Raw genomic sequence first — 26,498 nt, forward strand, 5'->3', positions numbered from 1 at the left:
TTGATCTGCAGCATGCCGTGCGCGGCCAGCTTCCGGAGAAGTACCGGTCCTTCGCCAAGGCGATCAACGAGCAGAACGAGCAGCTTTACACCTTGCGCGGCATGTTCCGCATCAAAAGCGCCGAGGAGATCGGGCGCACGCCCATTCCGATCGAGGAGGTCGAGCCGGCCAAGGAGATCGTCAAGCGTTTCTCGACCGGGGCCATGTCCTTCGGCTCGATCAGCCGCGAGGCGCATACCACGCTCGCCATCGCCATGAACCGCATCGGCGGCAAGTCGAATACTGGCGAAGGCGGCGAGGAGTCCGACCGCTACAAACCGCTTCCCAACGGCGACTCGATGCGCTCGAAGATCAAGCAGGTCGCTTCGGGCCGCTTCGGCGTGACGGCCGAATATCTCGTCAATGCCGACATGATGCAGATCAAGATGGCGCAAGGCGCCAAGCCCGGCGAGGGCGGTCAGCTTCCCGGTCACAAGGTCGACGCCGTCATCGCCAAGGTGCGGCACTCGACGCCGGGCGTCGGCCTGATCTCGCCGCCGCCGCATCACGACATCTATTCGATCGAGGACCTGGCGCAGCTCATCTACGATCTGAAGAACGTGAACCCGGAGGCCGACGTGAGCGTGAAGCTGGTGAGCGAAGTCGGCGTCGGAACGGTCGCGGCCGGCGTGTCGAAGGCGCGCGCCGACCACGTCACCATCGCTGGATTCGAGGGCGGCACGGGTGCCTCCCCGCTCACCTCGATCAAGCACGCCGGCTCCCCCTGGGAGATCGGCCTTGCCGAGACGCAGCAGACGCTGGTGCTGAACCGTTTGCGCGGCCGCATCGCCGTGCAGGTCGACGGCGGCATCCGCACCGGTCGCGACGTCGTGGTCGGCGCTCTGCTCGGCGCCGATGAGTTCGGCTTCGCCACGGCGCCGCTCATCGCCGCGGGCTGCATCTATATGCGCAAGTGCCACCTCAACACCTGCCCGGTCGGCGTCGCCACCCAGGACCCGGTGCTGCGCGCGCGCTTCCAGGGCAAGCCCGAGCACGTAATCAACTATTTCTTCTTCGTGGCCGAGGAGGTGCGCGAATACATGGCGGCGCTCGGCTTCCGCACCTTCTCCGAGATGATCGGCAAGACCGAGGTGCTCGATAAGAGCCAGGCGATCAACCATTGGAAGGCGAAGGGGCTCGACTTCACCCGCCTCTTCCACAAGCCCGAGGTGCCCAAGGACGTGGCGATCTACAATTCCGAGCGGCAGGACCACCAGCTCGACAAGGTGCTCGATCGCACGCTCATCGAGCTGTGCCGGCCCGCGCTCGAGGAGAAAAAGCCGGTCAAGCTCGACCTCAAGATCAGGAACGTGAACCGCACCACGGGAGCCATGCTCTCCGGGGAGATCGCCAAGCGCTACGGCCATGCCGGCCTGCCCGACGACACCATCTGGGTGCGCTTCAATGGCTCGGCCGGACAGAGCTTCGGCGCTTTCCTCGCGCACGGCGTGACGCTCGACCTCGTCGGCGAGGGCAACGACTATGTCGGCAAGGGCCTGTCGGGCGGCCGCATCATCGTCCGTCCGCCTGAGGACTCGGCCATCGTGCCGGAGAAGTCGATCGTCATCGGCAACACCGTGCTGTACGGCGCCATCTCCGGCGAATGCTATTTCCGCGGCATCGCCGGCGAGCGCTTCGCCGTGCGCAACTCGGGCGCCATCGCCGTCGTCGAAGGCACCGGCGACCATGGCTGCGAGTACATGACGGGTGGCGTGGTGGTGGTGATCGGACCTACGGGGCGCAACTTCGCCGCCGGCATGTCGGGCGGCATCGCCTACGTTCTCGACGAGAGCGGCGATTTCGAGCGCCGCTGCAACCTCGCCATGGTCGAGCTCGAGCCGGTGCCGAGCGAGAACCGCGTGATGGAGCGGCAGCGTCACCAGACCGGCGATCTCGAGAGCCATGGCCTCGTCGATATCACCGACATGAGCCGCTTCGACGAGGAGCGCCTGTTCCAGCTGATCGAAAACCACCTGCACTATACGGGCTCTGCGCGCGCCAAGCTCATCCTCGACAATTGGGCCGAGTACCTGCCCAAATTCGTCAAGGTGATGCCGGTCGAGTATCGCCGCGCGCTCGAGGAGATGGCCAAGGCGCAGGTCGCCGACAAGACCCGTCTCGGCGAGATCGAGATCGGGCTCCGTGGCAACGGCGGCAACGGCAGATAGATCGTCAGACCGAGGACCAAGATGCCCTGGATAGACGGCGCCCAGGTGATAGTCTCGCTGCGCGACAGCGCGGCGCGCTTGACCGAGCCGAAAGACGGCGACTACTCCTTGGGCATAGGAGCCCCGGGCGAACGAGCATGGGTTTAATGGGCAAGATAACAGGCTTCCTCGAGATCGAGCGGGAGGACCGGCATTACGAGCCGGCCGCCGATCGCATCCGCCATTGGCGCGAATTCGTGATCGCTCCGAGCGAGGGCGACATCACGCGCCAAGCCGCGCGCTGCATGGATTGCGGCATCCCCTACTGCCACACCGGGTGCCCGGTGAACAACCAGATCCCCGACTGGAACGATCTCGTCTATCACTCCGACTGGCAGGTGGCGGCCGAGAACCTCCACTCGACCAACAACTTCCCCGAGGTGACGGGGCGCGTCTGCCCAGCGCCTTGCGAGGCCGCCTGCACGCTGAACATCATCGACGAGCCGGTCACCATCAAGTCGATCGAATGCGCGATCGCCGACAAGGCCTTTGCCGAAGGCTGGGTGCAGCCGCAGCCGCCCGAGACCAGGACCGGCAAGCGCGTGGCCATCGTGGGCTCCGGGCCGGCGGGCCTCGCCGCCGCGCAGCAGCTCGCCCGCGCCGGCCACGACGTTCATGTCTATGAGAAGCACGCCCGTCCCGGCGGACTGCTCCGCTACGGCATCCCCGACTTCAAGATGGAGAAATACATCGTCGAGCGGCGGGTGAAGCAAATGGAGGCCGAAGGCGTCACCTTCCATTGCAACGCGCATGTCGGCCGCGATCTTCGCGTCGCGCAGCTCGAGCGCGACTATGACGCGGTGCTGCTCGCCGGCGGCGCCGAGCAGCCGCGCGATCTCCCGGTCCCCGGCCGCGAGCTTCGTGGCGTGCACTTCGCCATGAACTTCCTTCCGCAGCAGAACCGCCGCGTCTCCGGCGAGCCTCTCGGTGACGTCGAACCGATCCTCGCGAACGGCAAGAAGGTGGTGGTGATCGGCGGCGGCGACACGGGTTCAGACTGCATCGGTACGTCCTTCCGCCAGGGCGCGGTCTCGGTCACCCAGCTCGAAATCCTGCCGCAGCCGCCCGAGAAGGAGAACAAGGCGCTGACCTGGCCGAACTGGCCGCTCAAGTTCCGGACATCATCGAGCCAGGCGGAGGGCGCCGCGCGCGACTTTGCCGTCGCCACCACCAAGTTCATTGCGAATGATGGCCAGGTGTCGGCGCTCGAATGTATCCGCCTCGACGCCCAGATGAAGCCGATCTCCGGCACGGAATTTCAGATTCCGGCCGACCTTGTCCTCCTCGCCATGGGCTTCCTTCATCCCGTGCACGAAGGCATGGTCAAGGACCTCAAGCTCGAGCTCGACGCCCGCGGCAATGTGAAGGCGAACGACCTCGACTACCGCACCTCCCGGCCCAAGGTGTTCGCCGCGGGCGACATGCGCCGCGGCCAGTCGCTCGTGGTGTGGGCGATCCGCGAGGGGCGCCAGGCGGCGCACGCCATCGACAAGTTCCTGATGGGTAAGACGACGCTGCCGCGCTAGATCCAGCCCGCAAAGGCTGCGGCCAGGGGATGAAGCGTTCTAGCTGTGCGGCCAGGCGAAATCGTCGGCCCTGCCTGCTTTGGGCTTGAGCTGCTCGCCCTTGATCAGCACGCGGTAATAGGGCCGCTGCGAGAGCGGGAGCCTCGGCTTTGACGAGGCGAGCGAGATATCGGTCACCGACGACAGCGTGGCGACCGCCGTCAGCCCGTCGCCGAGTTCGCTCGTGATCATCTCGGTATCCGGCGTGGCCGCAGCCGCGCCCGGTGTCGCAAGCGTCTGTGCCGCCGTCTGTAGCGCCCGATCCATCTCCGGCCTGACCACATTCACATCGCCAGCCTGGCCCTGACTGGGTGCGGGCGGCTCGGCCGACCCCTGCCCTTGCGCGGCAGCCTGCGCCTCGGCTGGAGCCGGGGCTTGCGCTGGCTGAGCCGGCTCGGCCGGAGCGGCGTCATCGGCGGCGGCGCCCGCGGTTTCCGGCGATGGCGCGGGGCCGAGATCGTGGCCCGTGACCTTGGCCTGCTCCTCGACGCTTCCGGCGAGCGGAATATTGCGCTCCTGCTTGGCGACGGCCAGGTCGCGCCTGAGCTCCTTCTCCACGTAGCCCGCGAGCTTGACGTTGCCGCGCATGGTGAAAAGCACGCCGTCGTCGGCCCTGAGTCGCTTCGCCTGGCCGGTCATATCGGGGCCGTAGGCGCTGAACCTTCCGCCCTCGTCCATGAACCCGTTCCAGATATCGATATATTTTGCGCCGTTGATGAAGGCCTTCTCGCGATAGACCTCGTTCATGGCCTGGGCATCGGCGCTCTGCGTGGGGCTGCGCATGATGGGCAGTCCGACCCAATAAACGGCGAGATTAGCCGCGCGCAGTTTCTTGATCACCGCTTCGACGCGCTCGCCATAGGCTTGCCGCCAGGCGTCGCTTCCGACCTTGACCCACTCGCCGTTGACCTTCATCGACTGATCGTCGTTGGCGCCGTACATGACCACGGCGATCTGATAGGTCCCGTCCTTGAGCGCGTCGGCGAGGTCGGACTCCCACGTGCTCGACAGCAATCCGCCGTTCGGACGCGTGTGCTTCACGAACTCGATGGTGTTGTCCTCTTCGAAGTTGCGGTAGAGCCCGGTCCACAGGCCCTCGCCGAGGGAATCGCCGATCACGAGCACGCGATAACGGTCGCCGGTGGGGAACGGATTGATATAGCTCCGCTGCACGGGCGGCGTGCCTTGCTGGGCGGCGGCGGACCCTGCGGCGAGGGCGCCGAGCAGGACGGCCAAGGCCGCATAGCTCGCGGCAAGCAGGGCCTGAATTCTCACACTGCGGCGCGACGCGTTACCGAACATTGGGTTTCCCTCGGGCGCTTCCCCATTCAGAGCGATTCAACAGGTCTAACCCCCTGCTTGCAAGTCCTTCAGGATGGTCTGCGTCGGAAAGCCGTCGACGGGAAGGCCCTTTGAGCGCTGGTAGGACTTCACCGCTTCGAGCGTCGCTGGCCCGATCACGCCGTCGGCATCGCCGGTCAGCAGTCCTTTCGCGATGAGGAGCTGCTGCAGCTGTGTGCGCTGCTCGAGATTGAGGTGGGTCTCGTCGGTCGGCCACGGATGGACGAACGGTCCGTCGCCTCTCAGACGATCGGCAAGATGACCGACCGCGAGCGCATAGGAGGTCGCCGTGTTGTAGTGCAGGATGGCACGGAAATTATTCAGCACGAGGAACGACGGCCCCCTCGCCCCCTCTGGCGAGAACAAGGTGGCCTTGTCGTTCGGGCGCGGGAAAGCCTCGCCGTTCACCCGCACGAAACCGAGCTTTTGCCAATCGCCAAGCGTCTTCATCGTGCTCGGGTTGACCTTCTTGGGATCGACGCCCTTCGGCACGCTGACCTCATAGCCCCAGGTCTGCCCCGGCTGCCATTTCGACACCCTGAGATAGCTTGCCGTCGAGCCGAGCGCGTCGGGGACGTTGTCCCAGATGTCGCGCTTGCCGTCGCCGTCCTGGTCGACCGCAAAGCGAATATAGGTGGTGGGAATGAATTGGGTGTGGCCCATGGCGCCGGCCCACGAGCCGTTCATGCCCTCGAGATTGATGTCGCCGTGCTGGAGGATCTTCAGCGCGGTGACGATCTGCGGCTTGGCGAACTTGGCCTTGGTCCCAGTGCAGTAGAGCGTCCCGAGCGAGCGGATGATGTTCTTGTCGCCGGGCTGCGTGCCGAAGTTCGATTCCACGCCCCAGATGGCGACGAGGATATGCCGGTCGACTCCGTATTTGGCCTCGAGCTGATCGAGCAGCGCTTTGTTTTCGATCAGCTTCTGCTTGCCGGTTTCGATGCGCTTATCGGAGACCACGCGGTCGATATATTCGCCGATCGGCTTCACATATTCAGGCTGGTAATTCGCCATCTCGACCACTTCCGGGTCTGGCGTGAAGCCTTGAAACGCGCGGTCGAAGGTCTCCCGCGTGATACCGGAAGCCTTGGCGGCCGGCCATAAGGTCTCGACACAAGCCTGGTTCTTGTCAGCGGCCGAGACCCCGCCTCGATCGGCAAAGAATCCGCACGCCGCGAAACCCACGAGCAGGATCAATGACTTGGTATTCGGCATGATTCGCATGGTCGAAATCTAGCAACCACCCCCGGCAAAACCTAGGCAAGTCGATAGGACAAAATGCGGCGTCAATTGGCCGCGGCACTCGCTTCCTTCAGCACCGCATTGACGAGCGCGCTCGACGGATAGCAGCTCAAGGGCAGGCCCCGCTTCTTTTCTTCCACGCCGATGGTGCGTCGCGTCTTGAACCCGGCAAGACCGTCCACCTTGCCCACGTCGTAGCCTTGCGCCACCAGCACCTCCTGGAAACGCTGGATACGGTCGCGCGGGAAGCTTTCGACCGGCTGCCACGTGCCGACGAATTCGGCCGGCGCGTTCTGGGAGATCATATCGGCGACGTGACCAACGAAAATCGCATAGACGTCGGAGTTGTTATAGAGCTTCAGCACCGAGAAATTATTGGTGGCGAGGAAGGCGGGACCCTTGAGCCCTGCCGGCAGCACGAGGAAGGCCTGATCGTTCAGGCGCTCTTGCGGGAATGGGCGGTCCTTGACCCGCGCCACGCCGAGCTTGACCCACTCCGCGATCGGCAGCGCCTTGTCGGGCCCCTGCAGCGTGCAGTCGAACTTGTCGGGCAGCTTGACCTCGTAGCCCCACGTCTCCGTGCCGTTCCAGCCCTGGCTGTGCAGGGAGTTGGCCGTCGAGGCGAGCGCGTCCACGACCGTGCCCCAGATGTCGCGCTTGCCGTCGCCGTCGAAATCGACGCCGTATTTGTCGAAGTCCGATGGCAGGAACTGGGTGTAGCCCATGGCGCCCGCCCACGAGCTCTTCATCATGGCACGCGTCGCATGCTGCTCCTGCAAAATCTTGAGCGCGACGAGGAGCTCGTTGCGGAACTCGTCAGGGCGTCGCCCCATGAAGCCTTGCGTAGCGATGGCCGAGAGCGCGTCGAACGGCATGTCGACCTTGCCGAAGCCGGTCTCGCGACCCCAGATCGCGACGACGATCGAGGCCGGCACGCTGTATTCCTTCTGCATCGCTGCGAGTTGCGGCGCGAGCTGCGCCATGCGGCTCCGCCCGCTTGCCGCGAGCGCGTTCAGCGTGCCGGCATTGAAATAGCCGGCCGGGGGCTCGAACTCGGGCTGCCGGCTCGGCTTCATCTGATCGGCGAGCACCTTCGGCAGAGGCGGGCCGCCCGGAGCCGCCGGGTCAGGATAGACGAGATGCGGCAACGCCCAGACGAGCTTCAGGCCCTTGACGTTGGCGTCGAACACCGCACGGCTGATGCCCATCGCTTCGGCATCCGGCCACAGCGCCTGGAGCCATTTGGCGAAGCTCGCCTCGACGGCGGCCTTATAAACCGCAACCTCATCCTGTGCTCGGGCTGCCCCCAAGGATAGGAGCGGCGAGGCGAGCATCAGGACGAGCAGGATCAATGCGCGTCTCGGCAAAGACATGGGCACCCCTAAGCGAGCTTTACTGAAGCCGTCCAGCGGCCCGATTGTGGGGCTCGCTTAAGGCGCCGCAAAGGCAAAATGAGGGACGTCTAGGAGGCGGCGCGGCGGCCGTCCCTGAGACGCCGTTCCCAGGCAAGCGAATGGCCCACGATCGTATCGAGGTCGTTGAGCCTCGGCTCCCAGCCGAGAACCTCGTGGATGCGGTTCGCGCCGGCGACCAGCGAGGCGGGATCGCCCGCGCGTCGGCCGCAAATTTTCACCGGGAAGTCCGTTTTTGCCACGCGCTTCACCGCTGAGATCACATCGAGCACCGAGAAGCCCTCGCCATAGCCGCAGTTCAGCACCTCGCTCTTGCCGCCGGCCCTGAGATAGCGCAGCGCCTCGAGATGGGCTCTGACGAGATCGGTGACGTGGATGTAGTCGCGGATGCAGGTGCCGTCGGGCGTCGCGTAGTCGGTGCCGAACACCTCGAGAAAGGGGCGCTCGCCAAGTGCGGCCTGCGAAGCCACCTTGATCAGATGCGTGGCCTTCGGCGTCGACTGGCCGCTGCGGCCCTTGGGGTCGGCACCCGAGACATTGAAATAGCGCAGGGCGACGTAGCGGAGTGGATAGGCATTCGCCGTGTCGCGCAGCATGATCTCGGTCATAAGCTTCGAGCTGCCGTAAGGCGAGATCGGCCTGAGATCGACGTTCTCGGTGACCGGATCGACCTCGGCGATGCCGTAGACCGCCGCGGTCGAGGAGAAGATGAAATGGGGGACCTTGGACTCAACCGCAGCAGCGATCAGCGTGCGCGACTTGCAGGTGTTGTTGAGATAATAACCGAGCGGATCGACGACCGAGTCTGGCACGACGATCGAGCCGGCAAAATGGATGATGGCGTCGATTGTGTTGTGACGGAGCAGCCGGCGCACCAGGTTGTGGTCGCCGACGTCGCCTTCGACGAATTTCGCTTCCGCCGGAACCGCCCAACGGAACCCGGTCGAAAGATTGTCGAGAACGAGAACGTCTTCGCCGGCATCGAGCAGCTCGAGCACCATATGGCTGCCGATGAAGCCAGCCCCACCTGTGACGAGCACACTCATTTACGGAACCTGCGGCACGGCCGTTGCATTTCCCCGCTACCTATCGGAAACAGGTTACTTGTAGCTTTGCCGCTTGATCCCCCCTGACCCCTGCTTCATCTTAACGTTAACGAGGACTGCAAATGGCGCATCGCGTGCGCAAGGCTGTGTTCCCCGTCGCGGGGCTTGGCACCCGCTTTCTCCCCGCCACCAAAGCCATGCCGAAGGAAATGCTGACGGTCGTCGATCGGCCGCTGATCCAGCATGTCGTGGACGAAGCGAAGGAAGCAGGCATCGAGCACTTCATCTTCGTCACCGGGCGAAACAAGGGGGTCATCGAAGATCATTTCGACCGGCAATTCGAACTCGAGCAGGTTCTCGCCGCGCGCGGCAAGACTACTGAGCTCAAGCTTCTCGATGAGGACCTGCCCGGGCCAGGCTCGACCAGCTTCACCCGCCAGCAGGAGCCACTCGGCCTCGGTCATGCCGTATGGTGCGCGCGCGAGCTCGTCGGCAATGAGCCGTTCGCGCTCCTCCTCCCCGATGTCTTGGTGCAGACGAAAGGCAAGGGCTGTCTCGCCCAGATGCTCGACGTTTATGCCGAGCATGGCGGCAACATCATCGCCGTTGAGCCCGTGCCTCAGGATCAGGTCAAGCTTTACGGCGTGGTATCGATCGGTAAAGGCGACGGGCGCGTGTTTCCTGTCGACGGCATGGTCGAGAAGCCGAAGCCGGGCACCGAGCCCTCCAATCTCACCATTCTCGGCCGCTACATCCTCCAGCCTGAGATCTTCGATATTCTGTCGGCGCAAGAGAAGGGAGCGGGCGGCGAGATTCAGATCACCGACGCAATGATTGCGCTTTTGCAGCGCCAGCCCTTCTATGCTCTGAAATACGAAGGCAAGACGTTCGACTGCGGTTCCAAGATCGGCTTTCTCACCGCCAACGTCGCCTACGCGCTGGCCCGGCCTGATCTCGCCGACGCCTTCAAGGAAGAAATCAGGAAGCTGATCTAAACAATCGAATTTTAACCATCGCGCGGGAACCCACTTGGTAACCATTTTGTGGTGACGTTGTGCTCCGCTCGCGGAGGTTGTCTTCTGCGGGGCAGGAGGAGTTGGTTCCGGTTGAGTTCGACGTCGGTTGAGCTGCACGTCACGCCCCCCCATCCGAGGGTGCTCGGCTGGTTCGGCACCACTGCGCTCGCCATGGGCGGCAGCAACCAGATGATCTTCCTGATCACTGCGCTGTTCGTCGGTCAGGGAGCGATTCTCGGTCAGGGCAGCGCCGCCGTTCCGCTTCTCGCCTTCGGCGTCCTTCTCGGCTGGGCGGCGGCCCCTGCGTGGACCGAGCTCGTGCTCATGTGGCCGAATCGCGTCGGCGGCATCTCGGCCGCCTGCGCCGAAGCGTTCAGGCCTTATAACCCCGTTCTCTCGGCCCTGACCGGCACCTGCTATTGGTGGGGCTGGGTGCCGACCTGCGGCCTGACGGCGCTGCTCTCTGCTTCGGCCATCCAACAGTGGTACGCGCCAAGTCTACCGGTAGAAGCGGTCGCCATCGCGATCGTCTGCCTATTCAGCTTCGTGAATCTCTGCGGAATCAAATGGGTGGCGCGGCTCGCCATGCCGATCGCCACCGCCTCCGCTTCGCTCGCCTTTGTCTCCGCTTTCGCGCCGATGCTTGCCGGTGCTGTCGATTGGCACCAGGCCTTCGACTATCACTTGACGACTCCGTTCGAAGGTTTCTTCGGCGAGCTGACCTCGGTGATGGCCGGGCTCTATTTGATTGGCTTCGCAGCTCCTGCCTTCGAGGCCGCAGCCTGCCATGTCGGCGAGACCAAGGACGAAAACCGCAACGTCCCTCGCGCCATGTTGGCGTCCGCCGCGATGGCCGGCGTGTATTTCATCGTGTTGCCGGTCGTGTGGCTCGGAGTACTTGGTCCCGGGCCTTTAGGCCAGGACCTTGCGACCGTGCTCGGTCCGACCTTTGCTCCCTTGCTCGGAAGCTTCGGCAAGGCGGCCGCCGTCTGGTTCATCATGCTGAACATGTTCCACGGCACGCTTCAGCCTCTTGCGGGCGCGGCCCGCACGCTGTCCCAGATGGCCGACGATGGACTGCTGCCCCGCTTCCTGTCGCTTCGCTACCAGCGCACCGACTGTCCGTGGGCTGCGACGACCCTGACCGCGGGCTCTGCCATCGTGTTCCTGATCGCCGGCGATCCGGTGTGGATGATCGCTGCCGCCAATTTCACCTATCTCATTGGTATCTGCATGCCGAACATCGCTGCATGGCTACTCAGGCGCGACATGCCCGATGCGGCGAGGCCCTACCGCGCGCCACGCGGGACCATCGTACTCGGCGTCGCAGCCGCCGCAGTCTGGCTGCTATCGGCCATTCTCGGGTTCCAGCAATTTGGTCTTCCGACCGTCGTGTTCGGCCTTGCCCTCGCTTATTCAGGCGCGGCGCTTTATGCATGGCGAGTCATTGAGGACCGCATTGCCGAAGGTCTTCCGGCAGTCGCGCCGACGCTCCACGTCAAGCTGACCGGAGCTATGGTGCTGGTGCTCATTCTTGACGGCATCGCCTACCTCGTCGCCATCCACACGATTTCGGCCGAGCACCATCCCGAGCTCGTCTCTGTGCTCGCCGATATTTTCACCGCGGTGGCCTTGCTCACCATCAGCGTCGGCCTCGTCCTTCCCGGCATGATCACCTACTCGGCAACCGAGGTGAGCAAAGCTGCCAAGCGGCTTACCGCCGGAACGCTGCAGCAATTCACCAGCGCCATGGCGGCGCTCGGCCGCGGCGATCTCGACGCCGCGCACGCTTCGGTCAACATCGTGCCGGTCAAGCCGAATTCGCGCGACGAACTCGGCGAAATGGCCGAGACTTTCAATATCCTTCAGGAGGAGGTGCGCAAAGCCGCACTCAGCCTCGGCGAGGCCCGCAACAAGATGCAGATCGCGCGCGCCGAGCTTCTGGCGCGTCACGAGCAGATCGCCTTCCTCGCCCATCACGACGCTCTGACCAACTTGGCGAACCGCCCCGCCCTGAGCCAGCAGCTCGCGCGCGTCCTAGAGCGGGGACGATTCACCCACGATAGCTTCGCCGTGCTCAGCGTCGATCTCGACCATTTCAAGGAGGCCAACGACGTGTTCGGTCACGTCATTGGCGATGAGCTCCTTTGCGCCATCGCGCGCCGGCTCGAGCAAGCTGTCGGCCAAGAATTCATCGCGCGCGTCGGCGGCGACGAGTTCATTATCCTGTCGACGGGTGGAGACCAGCCGCAAACCGCTGCACAGCTCGCCGACCGAGTGCTCAAGGCGGTCGAGGACGAGTTCGATGTCCGGGAGCAGAAAATCCCCATCGGGCTCAGCATCGGTGCGGCGATATATCCGAGCGACGGTACCGACACACTGACCCTGCTCGCCAATGCCGATGCTGCCCTATACCGGGCCAAGATCGAGGGCCGGCAAACGGTGCGGTTCTTCGATCCGGAGATGGACAAGAGTCTCCGCGAGCGTTACGCGCTCCAGCACGATTTGCGCTCGGCCATCACCCATGGCGAGCTGATGCTGCACTACCAGCCGCAAGCCACGATCGACGGCGAGGTATTCGGCTTCGAGGCGCTGCTTCGCTGGCACCATCCCAAGCACGGCTTCGTGCCGCCCACCACCTTCATCCCGCTCGCCGAGCAAAGCGGCATGATCGGCGAAATCGGCGAGTGGGCCCTGCGTGGGGCGTGCCGTGAGGCCGCCGCCTGGCCCGCGCCGCTGCAGATCGGCATCAATCTCTCGCCCGCGCAATTCCGACACGGCGACTTGGCAAGCCTGATCCACTCGATCCTGCTCGAGACGGGGCTTGCGCCGGGGCGGCTCGAGCTCGAGATCACGGAAGGTGTTCTCATCGGCGATCCCCAGCGCGCGCTGTCCATCCTGCGCCGCCTCAAGCTGCTCGGCGTCAAGATCGCCATGGACGATTTCGGCACGGGCTATGCCTCGCTCTCCTCGCTCCAGTCGTTCCCCTTCGACAAGATCAAGATCGATCGCACCTTCGTCACCGGCGTCGACCACAATGTCCAGGCCGAGGCGATCGTGCGCGCGGTGATCGGGCTGGGCAAGGCGCTAAACGTGCCCGTCATCGCCGAGGGCGTCGAGACCGAAGGCGAGCGCCTATTCTTGAGGCGCGAAGGGTGCCGTGAGATTCAGGGCTATCTCGTCGGCTATCCGCGACCGATCGAAAATTATGCCGATTTGACCTCGGGCGCTGTGACACAGCGCGCCATGGTGGGTTGAACGGAAGCCAAAGCCCTAGTGACGGATTTTGAAGCCGAGCCGCAAATTGTTCTCGATGAAGTCGCTCGTCTGGCTGGTCGAGAAGAAGTCCGTGTACTCGTAGCGCGCATAGACCGAGGCGTACGGGTTGAAGTAATACTCGGCCGTAGCTCCTGTCTTGATGCGCTGGTCGACCAATGGATCGTCCACATAGTCGGCGATTTCGTACGAGACGTAAGTGCCGAGCACGAGATAGCGCCAGAAGGCGTGCTGGAACGACAGCTCGAAATAATGGTCGATGGCGCCGAGCGAATCGGTGAGCGACGTGTCGTCGATCTCCGAGCGCGCGATGAACTCGAGCTTGTTGATTGGCGACGGCATCCAGATCAGGTCGGCGTTGAGCAACGGTCCCTCAACCGGAGACAACCGGTCATCAACCGATTGCTGTTGTCCCCACCCGGCGCTGATCTCTCCGGTCAATCGCTTATAGTTGAACACGGCGCCGGCGAGCAGCGTCGTCCCCGAGGAGCCGCGGCGGAACCCCGCCGAATTGACGTTCTGCTTGTAATCGCGATTGTTGACCGAACCCTCGAAGAACACTGCCGTATCAGGCCTCAGCTCGTAGGTGCTTCGGAACCTCAGCTCGTCCTCGACATAGTCGCGCACATCCTGGAACGGCACCAGCGCGTTGGCGGCGGGATCGAGAATCAAGACCGGAGGCGGGTTTTCGTAATTGTAGTCGGCGATCGTCCCGGTCAGCTTCAGGTTCAGCCGGTTGAAGGTGTGATCGGCCGCCGCGGTAATATGCTGTTCCTGCAGATTGGTCTGATTGCCGGCGATGTCGGTGAGGCTGACGGAGTCGCGGCCCACCTGCGTCTGCGACTTCTCGGTTTCCAACTCGAGATGGGTACGGCGCGTCACGTCGAGACGTCCCCTGAGCAGGGCCTGGTACACCTTGTCGTCCTCGACGGAGAAGTCGTGATACCAGCTCCGGTCGGCGGTGAACTGGGCCATGAAGAAGTGGCGCGCCCAGTTCGATTCGAGCCGCACGTCGGGAGCGAACTCGAAGGCGACGTCCTTGTGCTCGTTGAAATCGGTATCGAGCACGTTGTCGGTGAGGATGGTGCCGATCTCCGCCTCGGTGAACAGAAGGAAGGTACCGAGCTTCATGCCGATCGGGAGATAAGGATCGAGATCGTGCCGCGGCGGGGCGAGAATGCGATGTCGCGCCGAGTCATACTGGGTACCGGGGATCTGCGTGGTCGCCTCTCCCTGCTCGGTCGATATGCCGATCTCGGGCACCGCCGCAGGAGGTTGGATCTCCTCGCCGAATTCATCCGTAGGGGGGCCTTCCACCGCCTCTTCGCCGGGTTGCTGGGTAGCGGCGTCGCCGGTGCCGCCGAGAGGCTGCGGCGGCGTCTCTCCGGGAAGCCGCTCCAACGGAGGGATTGCGCCAACGGGCAGCGTCGGACCTTTGGGCGTGGTGTCGGCGGATGTACCGGGCGTGACCGGTGCGCTCGATGCCTGACCGGGATCCTGAAGCGCGATGCTCCCGCGCATGGGCTGGCCGGTCGCATACTGGGCTTCGGCCGGCACCGGGCCAGCAAGAAGCACGGCTACAGCGAGAGCGCCCGCTGCGCTTATCCTTTGGAGACCCGGCAAGGACGCGAACCTCGATCGGCGCCGGGGCGCGGAAAGGCCTCTCCCCCGCGTCCGTCCGGCCGTTGCTCGGGAAAGCCTAGGGGGAATAGAGTTAACGGGTAGTTTAGTACCGTGCCGAAACGGGAAGGCCTGCCCTGACAGGGCCTCAAACCGTGCTAATATTCGGCCAGTCGCAAACGGGGGAGCACGATGACGCCGGCCGGCCTCAAGCGGGATTTTGTGCAGCGCGACGGCCCGAGCGCGGCGATCGAATCCGCGACCCGCACCCTCCAATTCGAAGCCGAAGGCCTTGCCGCGCTTCGCGCCGGCCTCAGCGGGACGCTGAGCGAAAGCTTTGACAAGGCGATCACCATGATGCGGGCTTGCCATGGCCGCATCGTCGTCACCGGCATGGGCAAGAGCGGCCATGTCGGCCTGAAGGTCGCGGCCACCCTCTCCTCGACCGGAACGCCGGCCTTTTTCGTGCACCCGAGCGAGGCAAGCCACGGCGACCTCGGCATGATCACCAAGCAGGACGTGATCCTCGCCTTCTCCTGGTCGGGCGAGACGGTGGAGCTCGGCAATATCGTGTCCTATTCGCGCCGCTTCGCCGTGCCGCTGATCGCAGTGACCTCGAACGCCGCGAGCACGCTTGGAACGAACTCCGATCTCGTGCTCGCGCTGCCGCAAGCCAAGGAAGCCTGCCCGCATGGGCTCGCCCCCACCACCTCGACCGTGATGCAGCTTGCGCTTGGCGACTGTCTCGCCATCGCACTGCTCGAGAGCAAAGGCTTCACCGCGCGCGACTTCAAGGCCCTGCATCCGGGCGGTCAGCTCGGCGCCCGGCTCAAATTCGTCGGCGATTTGATGCACAAGGGCGACCGCCTTCCCCTGGCCCCGGCCGACGGCGTCATGGCCGACGCGATCGTGATCATGACCGAGAAGGCCCTCGGCTGCCTCGGCGTGATCGACGGCGACGGGCTGCTCAGGGGCATCATCACCGACGGCGACCTCCGCCGCCATATGGGCGACGGGCTTCTCGCGCGGCGCATCGGCGAGATCATGACGCCCTCGCCCAAGACGGTTAGCCCGGACCTGCTCGCAAGCGCGGCCCTCGAATTGATCAACGCCTCGAGCATCACCGCGCTGTTCGTGGTCGAGGACGGCCGCCCGGTCGGCATCATCCACATCCACGATCTCCTGCGCGCCGGCGTCGCTTAGCGCCCCGGGCCGGGCGGTTGATCCTTCGCGCGAAAAGCGCGAACCTCCCGCGATGCAGGAGGCCCCTTTCGTCGCTGTCGGCGGCGGTCTTGCCGGCGCAGCATTTGCGCTCGAGCTTGCCCGCAACGGTGCGCCCGCGCTCGTGATCGAGAGCACGCGCGCGGCCCATCACAAGGTATGCGGCGAGTTCCTGAGCGAGGAGGCGCAAACGCTTCTGAGCTATCTCGGCATCGACGTGCACACGATGGGCGCAAGCTCGATGGGCACGTTCAGGCTGGCGGCAGGCGGGAACCTCGCCGAAGCGCCCCTTCCCTTCCGCGCCGCCGGCTACTCGCGCTATCGCCTCGATCAGGCGTTGCTGGACAAGGCGGCGGAGGCCGGCGCCGAAATCAGGCGCGGCATCAGCGTCACCGAGATCAACGGGAGCGAGGCGCCCATTGTTCTCAAGGCTGGCGGCCGGAAGCTCACGGCGAGAGCCATTGGGCTAGCAAGCGGCAAGCACAACCTCCGCCAGTTCCCGCGTGCGCCGAGCGACATGGTCGGCTTCAAGCTTCAGCTTCGCGTGAGCGCGGCGGCGCTTCGCCAGCTCGACGACATTGTCCAGCTCGCGATGTTCGACGGCGGCTATATCGGCGCCATCATCGTCGAGGACGAGATCGTGACGCTCTGCTGGGTGATGCACAACGCGCTGCTCCAGCGGATCGGCGCCGACTGGCAGGCCCAGGCCGCATATTTTGCACGGCAGTCGCCGCTTCTCGCCGAGCTTCTCGATGGTGCCAAGCCATGCTGGGCGAAGCCGGTCGCAGTCGCGGCGATTCCTTACGGCTATCTTCGCCGCGAGGCGCTGTCGCCTGCGATCTTCCCGGTCGGCGACCAGCTCGCCGTGATACCCTCCTTCACCGGCGACGGCATGTCGATCGCGCTCCTCTCGGGCATCGCCGCGGCTCAAGCCGTGCTTGCCGGAGAGAGCGCCGAAGCCTATCAGCGCCGCATGATAACGCGGCTTGCGCCGCAATTCCGTTGGGCAGGGATGGTCAACGTCCTGTTCGAGACGGGGCGGCTGCACGGCCTCACCATCGGCACGGCAAGGCTCTTGCCGCCGCTTGTCACCTGGCTCGCGCAATCGACGCGCATCAGGTCCTATGCCGACGTCATGGCCTATCAGGCCTGACCCAGCGGATCAGATAGCGGAACGGAAAGCGCGGCACGATTTCGGCATCTTCCAGTCCTGCGGCCTTCGCGAGTCCTTCTGCCTCGGCGCGGGTGAATGCGCCCTCGACCGAGCTGCGGCCATCGATACGGCAGATGTCGTTCAGAAGGAGGAGCCGCGTGCCGAGCCGCGCGAACCAATAACTGAGCCGGCTCCGCAACAGGTCCTGGATCACCAGGCGGTCGTGCGCCTTTGCTGCCGCCTCGCGCAGGAAGGCGATCGCGTCGTCCTCGTCGAGATGATGCAGGAAGAGCGTACTCATGATCATGTCGTAGCCCTCGGGCAGAGGATCGCGTCCGACCTTGAGCACGAAGAATTCGATTGGCGCCCCGCTGCTCGCGGCCGTATCGCGCGCGTAGGCCACGGCATCGGGACTCGCATCGCAGCCCGCGAATTCGACATCAAGCGAGGCCTTTGCCGCCCAGCGCGACAGCTCCATGAGCACATCGCCCCCTCCGCAGGCGACATCGAGCACGCGCAGCCCCTTGCCGGGAATGCGCCTTGCCGCAGCCAGGAGATCCGGCCACATCAGCCGGCTCGACTGCGTCACGGTATTGACGCGGCGGAGACCTTTCAGCGTCTCGATGAGACGTGCGGCCGGCAAATCCGGCGCGTCCATGATCTCCGGCGACCGGTGTCGCTTGTCGAGATCGGTCCCCTGGCGAGGCTCGTGCATGGGAGGCTGCTCGCAAGTCCAAGATCGCACTCTCCAATCCTATAGCGCGAATGCGGCGATTGCGCGCCGTACGAGCGCGGCCTAGCCTCGAACCGGCGCAAGCCGCTATCGCTCCGGCTCAGTCCACTATAATCCTGCCCCTTACAGGGGCGGGGTTATGGCGGCAGCAGGAAGCGTTGATCTTCTCGTCATCGGCGGCGGCATTCACGGCGCTGCGGTCGCCCGCGACGCGGCCGGCCGCGGGATGAAAGTGATGCTCGCCGAGAAGGGCGACTATGCCTCCGCCACCTCTTCGGCCTCCTCCAAGCTGATCCACGGCGGCTTGCGCTATCTCGAGCATCTCGAGCTTGCGCTCGTGCGCGAATCGCTGCTCGAGCGCGCGGAACTGCTGAGGACTGCGCCCCATCTCGTCGTGCCCCAGCGCTTCCTCCTGCCGGTCTACGATTGGCAGAACCGGCAGGCTTGGCTCATTCAGACCGGGCTCGCTCTTTACGACCTCCTATCGCGCGGCGACGGTCTTCCCGCGAGCGGCAGGCTCTCGCAGCGTGAAACTGCGCTTCTCCAGCATCTGCGCCAAGACGAGCTTGCCGCCGTGCTCCACTACCACGACGCCAAGACCGACGATGCGCGGCTCACGCTCGCCGTCCTGCTCGACGCGCGAAAGCGCGGCGCCGATATCCTGAACCGCCGGGCTGTCACGGCAATCTCCCCGGTCGAGAACGGCTATGCGGTCGAGCTCGACGAGCGCGGCACGAAGATCGGCGTCATCGCGCGTTTCGTCGTCAATGCGAGCGGGCCGTGGGTGGCGCGGATCGATGCGATGACCGCAGGCTCCCCGCCGCCGCGTCCTTTGCGGCTCGTGCGCGGGAGCCATATCGTGCTGCCGATGCCGGAACCGCCCCTTGCCGACGCCTATACGCTGCAGGATGAAGACGAGCGCATCGTCTTCGTCATCCCCTGGCTCGACGGCCATTTCCTCATCGTCGGCACGACCGACATGCCGCATGAAGGCGATCCTGCCGAAGCGGTCTGCTCGGCCGAGGAGGAGGCATACCTGCTTGCCGCCTATAATCGCTATTTCTCCCTCCCCTCTCGGGCGGCGACCAGCCGGGATATCGTATTCACCTGGTCAGGCGTGCGCGCACTCCACGACGACGAGGCGGTCAGTCCAAGCCGCATCAGCCGGAACGCCGCGCTTTCTTCGATCGCTAACGGGAGCGGCGGCTTCGTCACGCTCTATGGCGGCAAGCTGACCACCCACCGCCTCATGGCCGGCCAGGTTCTCGACCGGCTCGCGCGCCTGGGCGCCAAGATGGGCGGCCCATGGAACAAGGGCACCGCACTGTTCGGCGGCAGCCTCTCCCGCGCCGAGCTCTTGTCGCTTGCCGAGCACGGGCCCGCCAAACTCGCCTATCCGACCCGCCGCCGGCTTGTCTTCACCTATGGCGACCAGGCCCGGGGCCTGTTCGCGCGGATGGAAGACGATCCGTCGGCCGCAAGGGAAATCGCCCCCGGCGTTACGCGCGCCGAGCTGGAGCACGCCGTCGAAGCCGAGGACGCGATGACCGCTGAGGATTTCCTCCTCCGCCGCACCAAGCTCGCGCTCACCCTGCGCGCCGACGAGCGAGACGCGGTCGAACGCTGGTTCATCGCCTCCGGCTTGTAATCCCCGCTCCAAGCATCGCGTCTATGATGGCTAAAGGCAGAACCGAGAGAAACAAACATGGCGACGTTCACGGTGAGGAAGGGCAAGCGGTACCGGGCCGACATCAGACTCGGCCTCTTCCAGAGCGTGGCCTCGAACCAACAGGTCGCCGATCAATTCAGCAAAGTTGGCTTCACGGAGGTGAGTGTCACCGGCAGCGGACGAAACCGCGTCGGCACCGGGCTTTGGCCGCATCCCGACGCCACTGCGGAGGTGCCGGACGAGATCACCACGATCGAGGTGATCGAGACTTAGGCTAGGCGGCTTGCGTTCCGGCCGCCACGACCTTGAGCAGCGAGCCGTCGGCTCCGACTACCGTCACGCGCGCGCCCTTCGGGAGCTCGGGTCCCGTCACCCGCCAGATCGAATCGCCGATCTTGACGCTGCCGCGTCCGTTGACGATCGGGTCGATCAGATCGTGCGACTCGCCGATATGGCGCACTGCCCGCTCGTTGAGCAAAGGCCTCTCGCTCTCGAGCGGATGCATGCGGAGATATTTCCACGCCCCCACCACGAACGCCAAAGACAGGAGGCAGAACCACACGAGTTGCCACTGCCAACCCGCGTCGAACAGAAAGGCGATGGCCGCGGTCGCGACCGCGGCGAGCCCGAACCACATGAAGAAGATGCCTGGCGCCGTGATTTCCAGCACGAACAGGATCGCCGCGAGGATCATCCAGTTCCACGCGCCAAGGCCGGCAATCGTGTGCATGGCCTATCTCCTCATCAAACCGACGGGACCGAGCCGCCGCGCGGCCCTGCCGGTGCCGCCGCTCGCGGCTGAGCCGCAGGCGGCGCGGCTTGCTCGCCGCCGCTATTGCCGCCGAAGGCCTCGCGCGCGATCTCGCCAATGCCCGCGATGGCGCCGATGACCGAGGACGCCTCGATCGGCAGGATCATTACCTTCTGGTTCTTGGCCTCGGCCAGCGCTTTCAGCGCGCCGACATAGTTGTTGGCGACGAAATAGTTGATCGCCTGCACGCTGCCTTTGCTGATCGCCTCGCTCACCATCTGCGTGGCCTTGGCCTCGGCCTCGGCCGAGCGCTCGCGCGCCTCGGCGTCGCGATAGGCGGCCTCGCGCCGTCCCTCGGCGGCCAGGATCACCGCCTGCTTGGCGCCCTCTGCCGTCAGGATGGCCGACTGCCGCTCGCCTTCCGCCACGAGGATCGCCGCGCGCTTGTCCCGCTCGGCCTTCATCTGCCGCGCCATCGAGTCGACCAGGTCGCGCGGCGGCTCGATGTCCTTGATCTCGATGCGGGTGACCTTGACGCCCCAAGAGTGGGTCGCGTCGTCGACCACCTTGAGCAGGCGATGGTTGATCTCGTCGCGCTCGGACAGGAGCTTGTCGAGATCCATCGAGCCCATCACCGTGCGGATATTGGTCATGGTGAGGTTGAGGATCGCCAATTGGAGATTGCTGACTTCGTAGCTCGCCTGCGCCGCGTCGAGCACCTGATAGAAGGCGATGCCGTCGACGCGCACCATGGCGTTGTCCTTGGTGATCACCTCCTGGCTCGGCACCTCGATCACCTGCTCCATCATGTTCAGCTTGCGGCCGATGCGATCGATGAACGGAATGATGAGGGTGAGCCCGGGATGGAGCGTGCGGGTATAGCGTCCGAAGCGCTCGACGGTGTAGTTCCAGCCTTGCGGAACCACTTTGACGCCGGCGATGATGATGGAAATGAAGAGGACGAGCAGGAAAATGACGAAGACATTGAAGCCGAGCATGGCCACCCTCCAGAAGAGATGTCTTGGCGTGTCTTATCGCTAGGAGCGTTCTTGGTTCGATCTGTCGAGCCGGCCTTCCTCGCGGCAGGATAAATGGGTGCTGGTCTTGGCCATTATAAGAGCCTTTCCGCAGTCATACCGGCGAAAGACCGGCACCGGCGCATAAAGCTGAATGTACGGAGCGAACGTTAATGCGGCAAAAGCTGCGCGATGTCGGAGGCGGCGGCCGAGGCGGCGGCGTCGGCGGCCCCGCCCCATTTCTTGCCGAGCGAGCCCTTCTTCACGTCCTTGGTCTGCTTGGTGACGCCGAGCTGATTGCCGTCAGGCCCGAGCACGACCCAGATGATGGTGACCGTCTCCTTGCCGCCCGAAGCCGGGCTCACCCGCACCGTGCCCTGTACGTCGTAGACCTCGGCCTCGAACGCGGTCGCCTGCCTTATGCCGAGCGCCTCAAGCCGCCGCCCAAGCGCCGCGGCGAGTGCCTGCTCACCGTCCCCCGGCGCGCCGGCGACGGAGATATAGACGGCGGGAGCGTGGGCACCCCCGCCCTGATCGGCGGCAAGTGCATGCGCATTCGCGATGAGAACCAGGGACAAGCATAGCAGCCGACCGAATTGCATAATGGCCCTCCCTCCGTCATCCCGGCGCTAGCCGAGATACAGGACCGGTCATATTCGGATTCCGGCTTTCGCCGGAATAATGCAAGTCCCCCTACACCCAGCCCTGAAGCTCGCGCTCGATCAAATGCACGAGCACGTTGACGCCATCGTCGCTGTCGTTGAGGCACGGAATGTAGCTGAACCTTTCGCCGCCATGCTCGAGGAAAATGTCCTTGTTCTCCTGTGCGATCTCTTCGAGCGTCTCGATGCAATCGGCCGCAAAGCCGGGACATACGATCGCAAGCCGTTTCACCCCTTCGCGCGCCAGGGCCTCGACTGTCTTGTCGGTGTAAGGCTTGATCCACTCGGCTCGGCCGAAGCGCGACTGGAAAGTGAGCTTGAGCTTCGAGCCGATGGGACCGAGCGCCGCGCGCAAGGCTTCGACGGTACGCTCGCATTGCTGCCGATAGGGATCGCCCTGATCCACATAGGCCTCCGGCAGACCGTGAAACGAGGCGAGGAGGACCTCGGGCTCGAAATCGAGGCCGGAAAGATGCGCCTTGATCGATTTGGCAAGCGCCGCGATGTACACGGGATCGTCGGGATAGGGCGGCACGGTGCGGAGCGCGGGCTGGGCGCGGAGCATCTTCAGCGCATCGAACACCTTGTCGTTGGCCGTGGCCGTGGTCGCGGCGGCGTATTGCGGATAGAGGGGAAAGGCGATCAGCCGGTCGCAGCCTCGCGCCACCAGCGCCTCGACGCGCGAGGCGATGCTCGGTCTGCCGTAGCGCATCGCCCAGTCGACGACGAGATGCTGGCGCGAGGCCAACGCCGCGGCGATCTTCTCGGCCTGGTTCCGGGTGATTGTGAAGAGGGGGGACTCGTCGAGTTCCTCGTTCCAGATCGAGCGATACTTGGCGCCGCTTGCGAACGGGCGCTTCACGAGCACGATGCCGTTGAGGATGAACCACCATAGCACCCGATTCGTCTCGATCACCCGGCGATCGGACAGGAACTCCTTGAGGTAGCGCCGTATGGCCCAGTAGGTGGTGGCGTCAGGCGTGCCGAGATTGATCAGGAGCACGCCGATCCGGCCGGGTTGCTCTCTCTTTTCAGTCACAGGACGGCCGGCGATGGCCTTGGCACGCGTCGTCTCGTTCATGATTGGCTCCATTCAGAGCCTAGATAGGACATCCGGCCCCTCAGGCCTAGACGTAGGGTCGGCAAAGCGAAAACTGCCCAGGAAAGCTCGCCCCTCGGCAACGGCTGGAGCCGCCTAATCACTCCCTTTCAGCGCCTCGGCGTCGGCGATGATCCTCGCATGGTCGAAGGCAAGCGGAAGCGCCCGCCAATCGGAGACCCATTCGGCCGCCGCCGCATCCGAGCCCGCCTTGGGAATTCCCCCATGCCGCAACATGCTGAGATAAGCGACGCTCACCGTGTGGCCCCTCGGATCGCGCGTGGGATCCGAATAAACGCCAACGAGACGAAGGCCGGATACCCCGATCCCCGCCTCCTCATCCACCTCGCGCCGGCACGCCGCCTCGACCGTCTCGCCGATCTCCACGAATCCGCCCGGCAAGGCGTAGGCGCCGGCAAAGGGCGGATGCCCGCGGCGGATGAGGAGCACGCGACCACGCCCGTCGAAGATCACGCAGTCGGTCGTAAGCGCTGGCGTCGCGGGAAGGGGCATGACCGCCAAATGTTAGCAGTTACACGAAGGATGTCACACGCTCATTGGCCGGAAAGGCGCCGGGATTCCTTGAGCGCCATTGCCAGAAGATAGGCGAGAAAGTCGAACTTGGCTGAGCGTGCGAGCCTGATCAACGGGGCTAATTGATCGGCGATCCGCTTGGCGGTCGCATGCGCATCGGCGCCGCCACCGGAAGCGCCGGAGTCGCCTGAATCGGTCATCGCCCTGCCCCCCGCGCTTTCGGCTGCAATAACCGCGCGCGCCTTATTGTTCACGGAAGGTTATGATCCGTGTACCGCCTTTTTAACATGGCTGGAGTTCGGGCCGCGAATCGAATCTTGCTGTCATGAGCGGCCATTGCGGCCATTTACGACAGTTCCACGACAACAAGAAAGAACCTGCTATCCAGCCTCAGCGAGGCTGCGGAACAATGCGGATATAGGGTCGAGGCGCCTTCCATCCCTTAGGATAGATTTTCTTCGCCTCTTCGTCGGTGACGGAGCCGGCAATGATCACGTCCTCGCCCTGCTTCCAGTTCGCCGGCGTCGCCACCCGGTGCTTGGCGGTGAGCTGAAGCGAGTCGATCACCCGCAGCACCTCGTCGAAATTGCGGCCAGTGGTCATGGGATAGACCAGGATCAGCTTGACCTTCTTGTCGGGCCCGATGACGAAGACGTTGCGCACGGTCTGGTTGTCGGCCGGCGTCCGCCCGTCGGCGCTGCCCGACGTGCTCGCCGGGAGCATGCCGTAAAGCTTCGAGATCGCAAGCGTCGGATCGCCGATCATGGGGAAATTCGGCGCGAAGCCCTGCGTGTCCTTGATGTCCTCGGCCCATTTCGCGTGGTGGTCGATCGGATCGACGCTGAGGCCGATGATCTTGACGCCGCGCTTGTCGAACTCCGGCTTGATCTTCGCCATGTAGCCGAGCTCGGTGGTGCAAACCGGCGTGAAGTCCTTTGGATGCGAGAACAGAACCCCCCACGAATCGCCGAGCCACTCGTGAAAGCGAATGCGCCCTTGGGTCGTCTCGGCCTCGAAATCGGGTGCGGTGTCGCCAAGTGAAAGTGCCATCTCCTACCTCTCGATTTGCTAGCACGAGGCTTTGAGCCAAGCCTCTGACGGTCCCCGCGTGTCGATCAAGATTTAGGCTGGCTTGCCGGCAAGCCGCAAGAATCGGCCCGAAATAGCAAAGCCATTCCCGCGCTACACCTAGTCTCAGTGCGCCAATTGCGCAAGGACGGGTAACGCGAGAATGGCGAATTGCGGCGACGCGTTTTGGCGCAAGCGTTTACGCTACAGCCCTACGCTCGTGCAGACCTTCGCCGATCTCCTCGATGATCTTGGCCGAGAAGGCCTCGAGGTCGCCCGGGTTGCGGCTTGTGATGACGCCCTGATCGACGATCACCTCTTTGTCGACCCAGTTGGCGCCCGCGTTTTTAACGTCGGTCGCCATCGAGTGATAGGAGGTCATCTTGCGGCCTTTGGCGAGGCCCGCCTCGACCAGAACCCATGGCGCGTGACAGACCGCGGCGATCGGCTTCTTTGCATTGTAGAAATCGCGCACCAGCGCGACCGCATCCTTGTCGGCGCGCAGGAGATCGGGATTGATCTGGCCGCCGGGAATGACGAGCGCGTCATATTCGTCTGTCGAGACCGCATCGATGGTGCGATCGACCGCAATGGGATCGCCCCAGTCGTCCTTCTGCCAGCCCCAGATCTCGCCGGTCCTGAGCGAGATGACGTCCACTTTGGCGCCAGCCTCTTCCAGTCTTTGCTTCGGGACGAGCAACTCCGACTGCTCGAACCCGTCAGCCGCGAGCATCGCCACACGTTTCCCTTCGAGCTTGGTCATGGAACAACCTCCTTGCGTTCTTGCCACAAGAACGCCCGATGCGCTGAGGTTGTTTCGGCGAAGAGTGCGGAGGATAGCCGCAGGTCGTCAGAAGGGGCGCGCCGGGCCGAGCGATGCGGCGAAGAGGAGGGCCCCGAACAAGAATATGACAATCGCGCCGCCAATGGCGCAGGTTGTCCAGACCACATTGGTCCACGTGCCGCCAGAGCCGCCCAATTTAAGTGCAAGCTCGCGCGAGCCGAGCGCAAATACGGCAAGCGCCGCGACCGTGATGGCGGTGCCGAGCGCCATGGCGAAAGTTGCCGCCACGCCCGCCCAGTACAATCCCTGCGTCACCGCGAAGACGAGCACGAGGATCGCTCCGGTACACGGCCTGACCCCGACCGAAAGGACGACTGCAATCATCTTTCGCCACGAAACGGCGCCCGCGAGTTGGCGCGCATCGACGATATGATCGCAGGCCTCGCCTGGCGCATGGTCATGGCCATGGCCATGATGGCTGTGATGGCCGTGATCGTCGTGGTGGTGATGCGCATGGTCCTGCCCATGATCGTGGGCGTGATGGCCATCATTGGCGTGAGCGTGCCCCGCCTCGGACGCTCCCCGCCATGTGCGCCAGAGTCGCGACACGTGCCCCGCCAAGAGATAGAGCCCGACGAGCGCGATCAGCGCATAGCTCACGCTCTCGAGCTGGTTGGACCAATAGTTGATGGTAAGACCCGAGGCGCTAAGCCCGAACAGAAGGACGCTCACGAGCGCGACGGCCGTGAGCGCCTGGACCGCCGAAGCGATGAAGGAAATGATGATCCCGCGCCTGACCGTCGCCTCGTTGGCGACGACATAAGACGAGATGATGGTCTTGCCGTGCCCCGGGCCAATCGCGTGCAGGATGCCGTAAAGGAAGGAGAGCCCGGCGAGCGTCAGCGCTCCGGCCACGGGATGATCGCTCTTGAGGTTCTTGACGCTTAAGGCGAGCGTGCGCTGCAGGTTCTGCTGCTTGTCCAGCACCCAGGCGAACAGACCTCCAAGCGGGCCGCGCGATTGGAAGGCACCGGCGACCGGCCG

General features: G+C 64.4%; 23 protein-coding genes. 8 read left to right on the top strand and 15 right to left on the bottom strand.

Going from position 1 to position 26,498, the window contains the following annotated elements; translation table 11 throughout:
- Both VFB18_RS13005 and VFB18_RS13010 read left to right on the top strand, forming a co-directional pair.
- Positions 1 to 2,207 (top strand): glutamate synthase-related protein (locus VFB18_RS13005; protein WP_324975991.1); only part of this gene is annotated, 2,207 nt, incomplete at its 5' end.
- Between the two features lie 146 nt (positions 2,208 to 2,353).
- Complete coding sequence (locus VFB18_RS13010) at positions 2,354 to 3,772, top strand: glutamate synthase subunit beta (RefSeq protein WP_324975994.1); 1,419 nt, start codon at positions 2,354 to 2,356, stop codon at positions 3,770 to 3,772.
- Positions 3,773 to 3,811: 39 nt separating this feature from the next.
- On the opposite strand, the gene VFB18_RS13015 is transcribed toward VFB18_RS13010, so the two are convergent.
- The 4 genes from VFB18_RS13015 to galE form a co-directional block, all read right to left on the bottom strand.
- Positions 3,812 to 5,086 (bottom strand): GDSL-type esterase/lipase family protein, encoded by a 1,275-nt coding sequence (locus tag VFB18_RS13015; RefSeq protein ID WP_324975996.1) that lies wholly within the window; start codon positions 5,084 to 5,086, stop codon positions 3,812 to 3,814.
- 72 nt (positions 5,087 to 5,158) lie between these two features.
- Entirely contained in the window at positions 5,159 to 6,376 is a 1,218-nt protein-coding gene (locus VFB18_RS13020) for a lytic murein transglycosylase (protein ID WP_324975999.1), read from the bottom strand.
- Positions 6,377 to 6,438: 62 nt separating this feature from the next.
- Positions 6,439 to 7,767: a lytic murein transglycosylase gene (locus tag VFB18_RS13025; RefSeq protein ID WP_324976002.1), complete on the bottom strand. Its 1,329-nt coding sequence runs from the start codon at positions 7,765 to 7,767 to the stop codon at positions 6,439 to 6,441.
- An 89-nt stretch (positions 7,768 to 7,856) separates the two neighbouring features.
- A complete protein-coding gene (galE, locus tag VFB18_RS13030; protein WP_324976004.1) occupies positions 7,857 to 8,852 on the bottom strand; it encodes a UDP-glucose 4-epimerase GalE in 996 nt (331 codons plus the stop codon).
- A 122-nt stretch (positions 8,853 to 8,974) separates the two neighbouring features.
- Between galE and galU the strand changes: the two genes are divergently transcribed.
- Both galU and VFB18_RS13040 read left to right on the top strand, forming a co-directional pair.
- Complete coding sequence (galU, locus tag VFB18_RS13035; protein WP_324976007.1) at positions 8,975 to 9,847, top strand: UTP--glucose-1-phosphate uridylyltransferase GalU; 873 nt, start codon at positions 8,975 to 8,977, stop codon at positions 9,845 to 9,847.
- 111 nt (positions 9,848 to 9,958) lie between these two features.
- Positions 9,959 to 13,126: an amino acid permease gene (locus tag VFB18_RS13040; RefSeq protein ID WP_324976009.1), complete on the top strand. Its 3,168-nt coding sequence runs from the start codon at positions 9,959 to 9,961 to the stop codon at positions 13,124 to 13,126.
- A 15-nt stretch (positions 13,127 to 13,141) separates the two neighbouring features.
- On the opposite strand, the gene VFB18_RS13045 is transcribed toward VFB18_RS13040, so the two are convergent.
- A complete protein-coding gene (locus VFB18_RS13045; RefSeq protein ID WP_324976012.1) occupies positions 13,142 to 14,719 on the bottom strand; it encodes an outer membrane beta-barrel protein in 1,578 nt (525 codons plus the stop codon).
- 237 nt (positions 14,720 to 14,956) lie between these two features.
- On the opposite strand from VFB18_RS13045, the gene VFB18_RS13050 reads away from it, so the two are divergent.
- Together VFB18_RS13050 and VFB18_RS13055 are read left to right on the top strand one after the other, a co-directional pair.
- Positions 14,957 to 15,967 carry a KpsF/GutQ family sugar-phosphate isomerase gene (locus VFB18_RS13050; protein ID WP_324976015.1) on the top strand — a complete coding sequence of 337 codons (1,011 nt, stop codon included), beginning with the start codon at positions 14,957 to 14,959 and terminating at the stop codon, positions 15,965 to 15,967.
- Positions 15,968 to 16,019: 52 nt separating this feature from the next.
- Positions 16,020 to 17,138 carry an NAD(P)/FAD-dependent oxidoreductase gene (locus tag VFB18_RS13055; protein WP_324976017.1) on the top strand — a complete coding sequence of 373 codons (1,119 nt, stop codon included), beginning with the start codon at positions 16,020 to 16,022 and terminating at the stop codon, positions 17,136 to 17,138.
- On the opposite strand, the gene VFB18_RS13060 is transcribed toward VFB18_RS13055, so the two are convergent.
- Positions 17,119 to 17,853, bottom strand: coding sequence for a methyltransferase domain-containing protein (locus tag VFB18_RS13060; protein ID WP_324976020.1), 735 nt, complete (start codon positions 17,851 to 17,853; stop codon positions 17,119 to 17,121). The two genes, VFB18_RS13055 and VFB18_RS13060, sit on opposite strands and share 20 nt — an antisense overlap.
- A 157-nt stretch (positions 17,854 to 18,010) precedes the next feature.
- On the opposite strand from VFB18_RS13060, the gene glpD reads away from it, so the two are divergent.
- Together glpD and VFB18_RS13070 are read left to right on the top strand one after the other, a co-directional pair.
- A complete protein-coding gene (gene glpD, locus VFB18_RS13065) occupies positions 18,011 to 19,519 on the top strand; it encodes a glycerol-3-phosphate dehydrogenase (RefSeq protein ID WP_324976023.1) in 1,509 nt (502 codons plus the stop codon).
- A gap of 57 nt (positions 19,520 to 19,576) precedes the next feature.
- Entirely contained in the window at positions 19,577 to 19,813 is a 237-nt protein-coding gene (locus tag VFB18_RS13070) for a hypothetical protein (RefSeq protein ID WP_324976027.1), read from the top strand.
- A gap of 1 nt (position 19,814) precedes the next feature.
- Here the strand turns inward: VFB18_RS13070 and VFB18_RS13075 are convergent, their stop codons facing one another.
- From VFB18_RS13075 to VFB18_RS13115, 9 genes are all read right to left on the bottom strand, one after another.
- On the bottom strand, positions 19,815 to 20,270 hold the full coding sequence (locus VFB18_RS13075) for an NfeD family protein (protein ID WP_324976030.1): 456 nt from the start codon (positions 20,268 to 20,270) through the stop codon (positions 19,815 to 19,817).
- A 14-nt stretch (positions 20,271 to 20,284) separates the two neighbouring features.
- The gene (locus VFB18_RS13080; protein ID WP_324976033.1) at positions 20,285 to 21,289 is read right to left on the bottom strand and encodes an SPFH domain-containing protein; all 1,005 of its coding nucleotides are present in this window, start codon (positions 21,287 to 21,289) and stop codon (positions 20,285 to 20,287) included.
- 188 nt (positions 21,290 to 21,477) lie between these two features.
- A complete protein-coding gene (locus tag VFB18_RS13085) occupies positions 21,478 to 21,909 on the bottom strand; it encodes a hypothetical protein (protein WP_324976036.1) in 432 nt (143 codons plus the stop codon).
- Positions 21,910 to 22,000: 91 nt separating this feature from the next.
- Positions 22,001 to 23,050: a ferrochelatase gene (hemH, locus tag VFB18_RS13090; RefSeq protein ID WP_324976038.1), complete on the bottom strand. Its 1,050-nt coding sequence runs from the start codon at positions 23,048 to 23,050 to the stop codon at positions 22,001 to 22,003.
- Positions 23,051 to 23,164: 114 nt separating this feature from the next.
- Entirely contained in the window at positions 23,165 to 23,581 is a 417-nt protein-coding gene (locus VFB18_RS13095; RefSeq protein ID WP_324976040.1) for an NUDIX hydrolase, read from the bottom strand.
- A 41-nt stretch (positions 23,582 to 23,622) separates the two neighbouring features.
- A complete protein-coding gene (locus VFB18_RS13100; RefSeq protein WP_324976043.1) occupies positions 23,623 to 23,802 on the bottom strand; it encodes a hypothetical protein in 180 nt (59 codons plus the stop codon).
- A 190-nt stretch (positions 23,803 to 23,992) separates the two neighbouring features.
- Positions 23,993 to 24,652 carry a peroxiredoxin gene (locus VFB18_RS13105; RefSeq protein ID WP_324976046.1) on the bottom strand — a complete coding sequence of 220 codons (660 nt, stop codon included), beginning with the start codon at positions 24,650 to 24,652 and terminating at the stop codon, positions 23,993 to 23,995.
- Between the two features lie 217 nt (positions 24,653 to 24,869).
- Positions 24,870 to 25,433 (bottom strand): type 1 glutamine amidotransferase domain-containing protein, encoded by a 564-nt coding sequence (locus VFB18_RS13110; protein WP_324976049.1) that lies wholly within the window; start codon positions 25,431 to 25,433, stop codon positions 24,870 to 24,872.
- 87 nt (positions 25,434 to 25,520) lie between these two features.
- The gene (locus VFB18_RS13115) at positions 25,521 to 26,441 is read right to left on the bottom strand and encodes a nickel/cobalt transporter (protein ID WP_324976051.1); all 921 of its coding nucleotides are present in this window, start codon (positions 26,439 to 26,441) and stop codon (positions 25,521 to 25,523) included.
- Positions 26,442 to 26,498 lie beyond the last annotated feature (57 nt).

Origin of the sequence: Methyloceanibacter sp., from assembly GCF_035650995.1 — a bacterium.
Lineage (GTDB): Bacteria > Pseudomonadota > Alphaproteobacteria > Rhizobiales > Methyloligellaceae > Methyloceanibacter.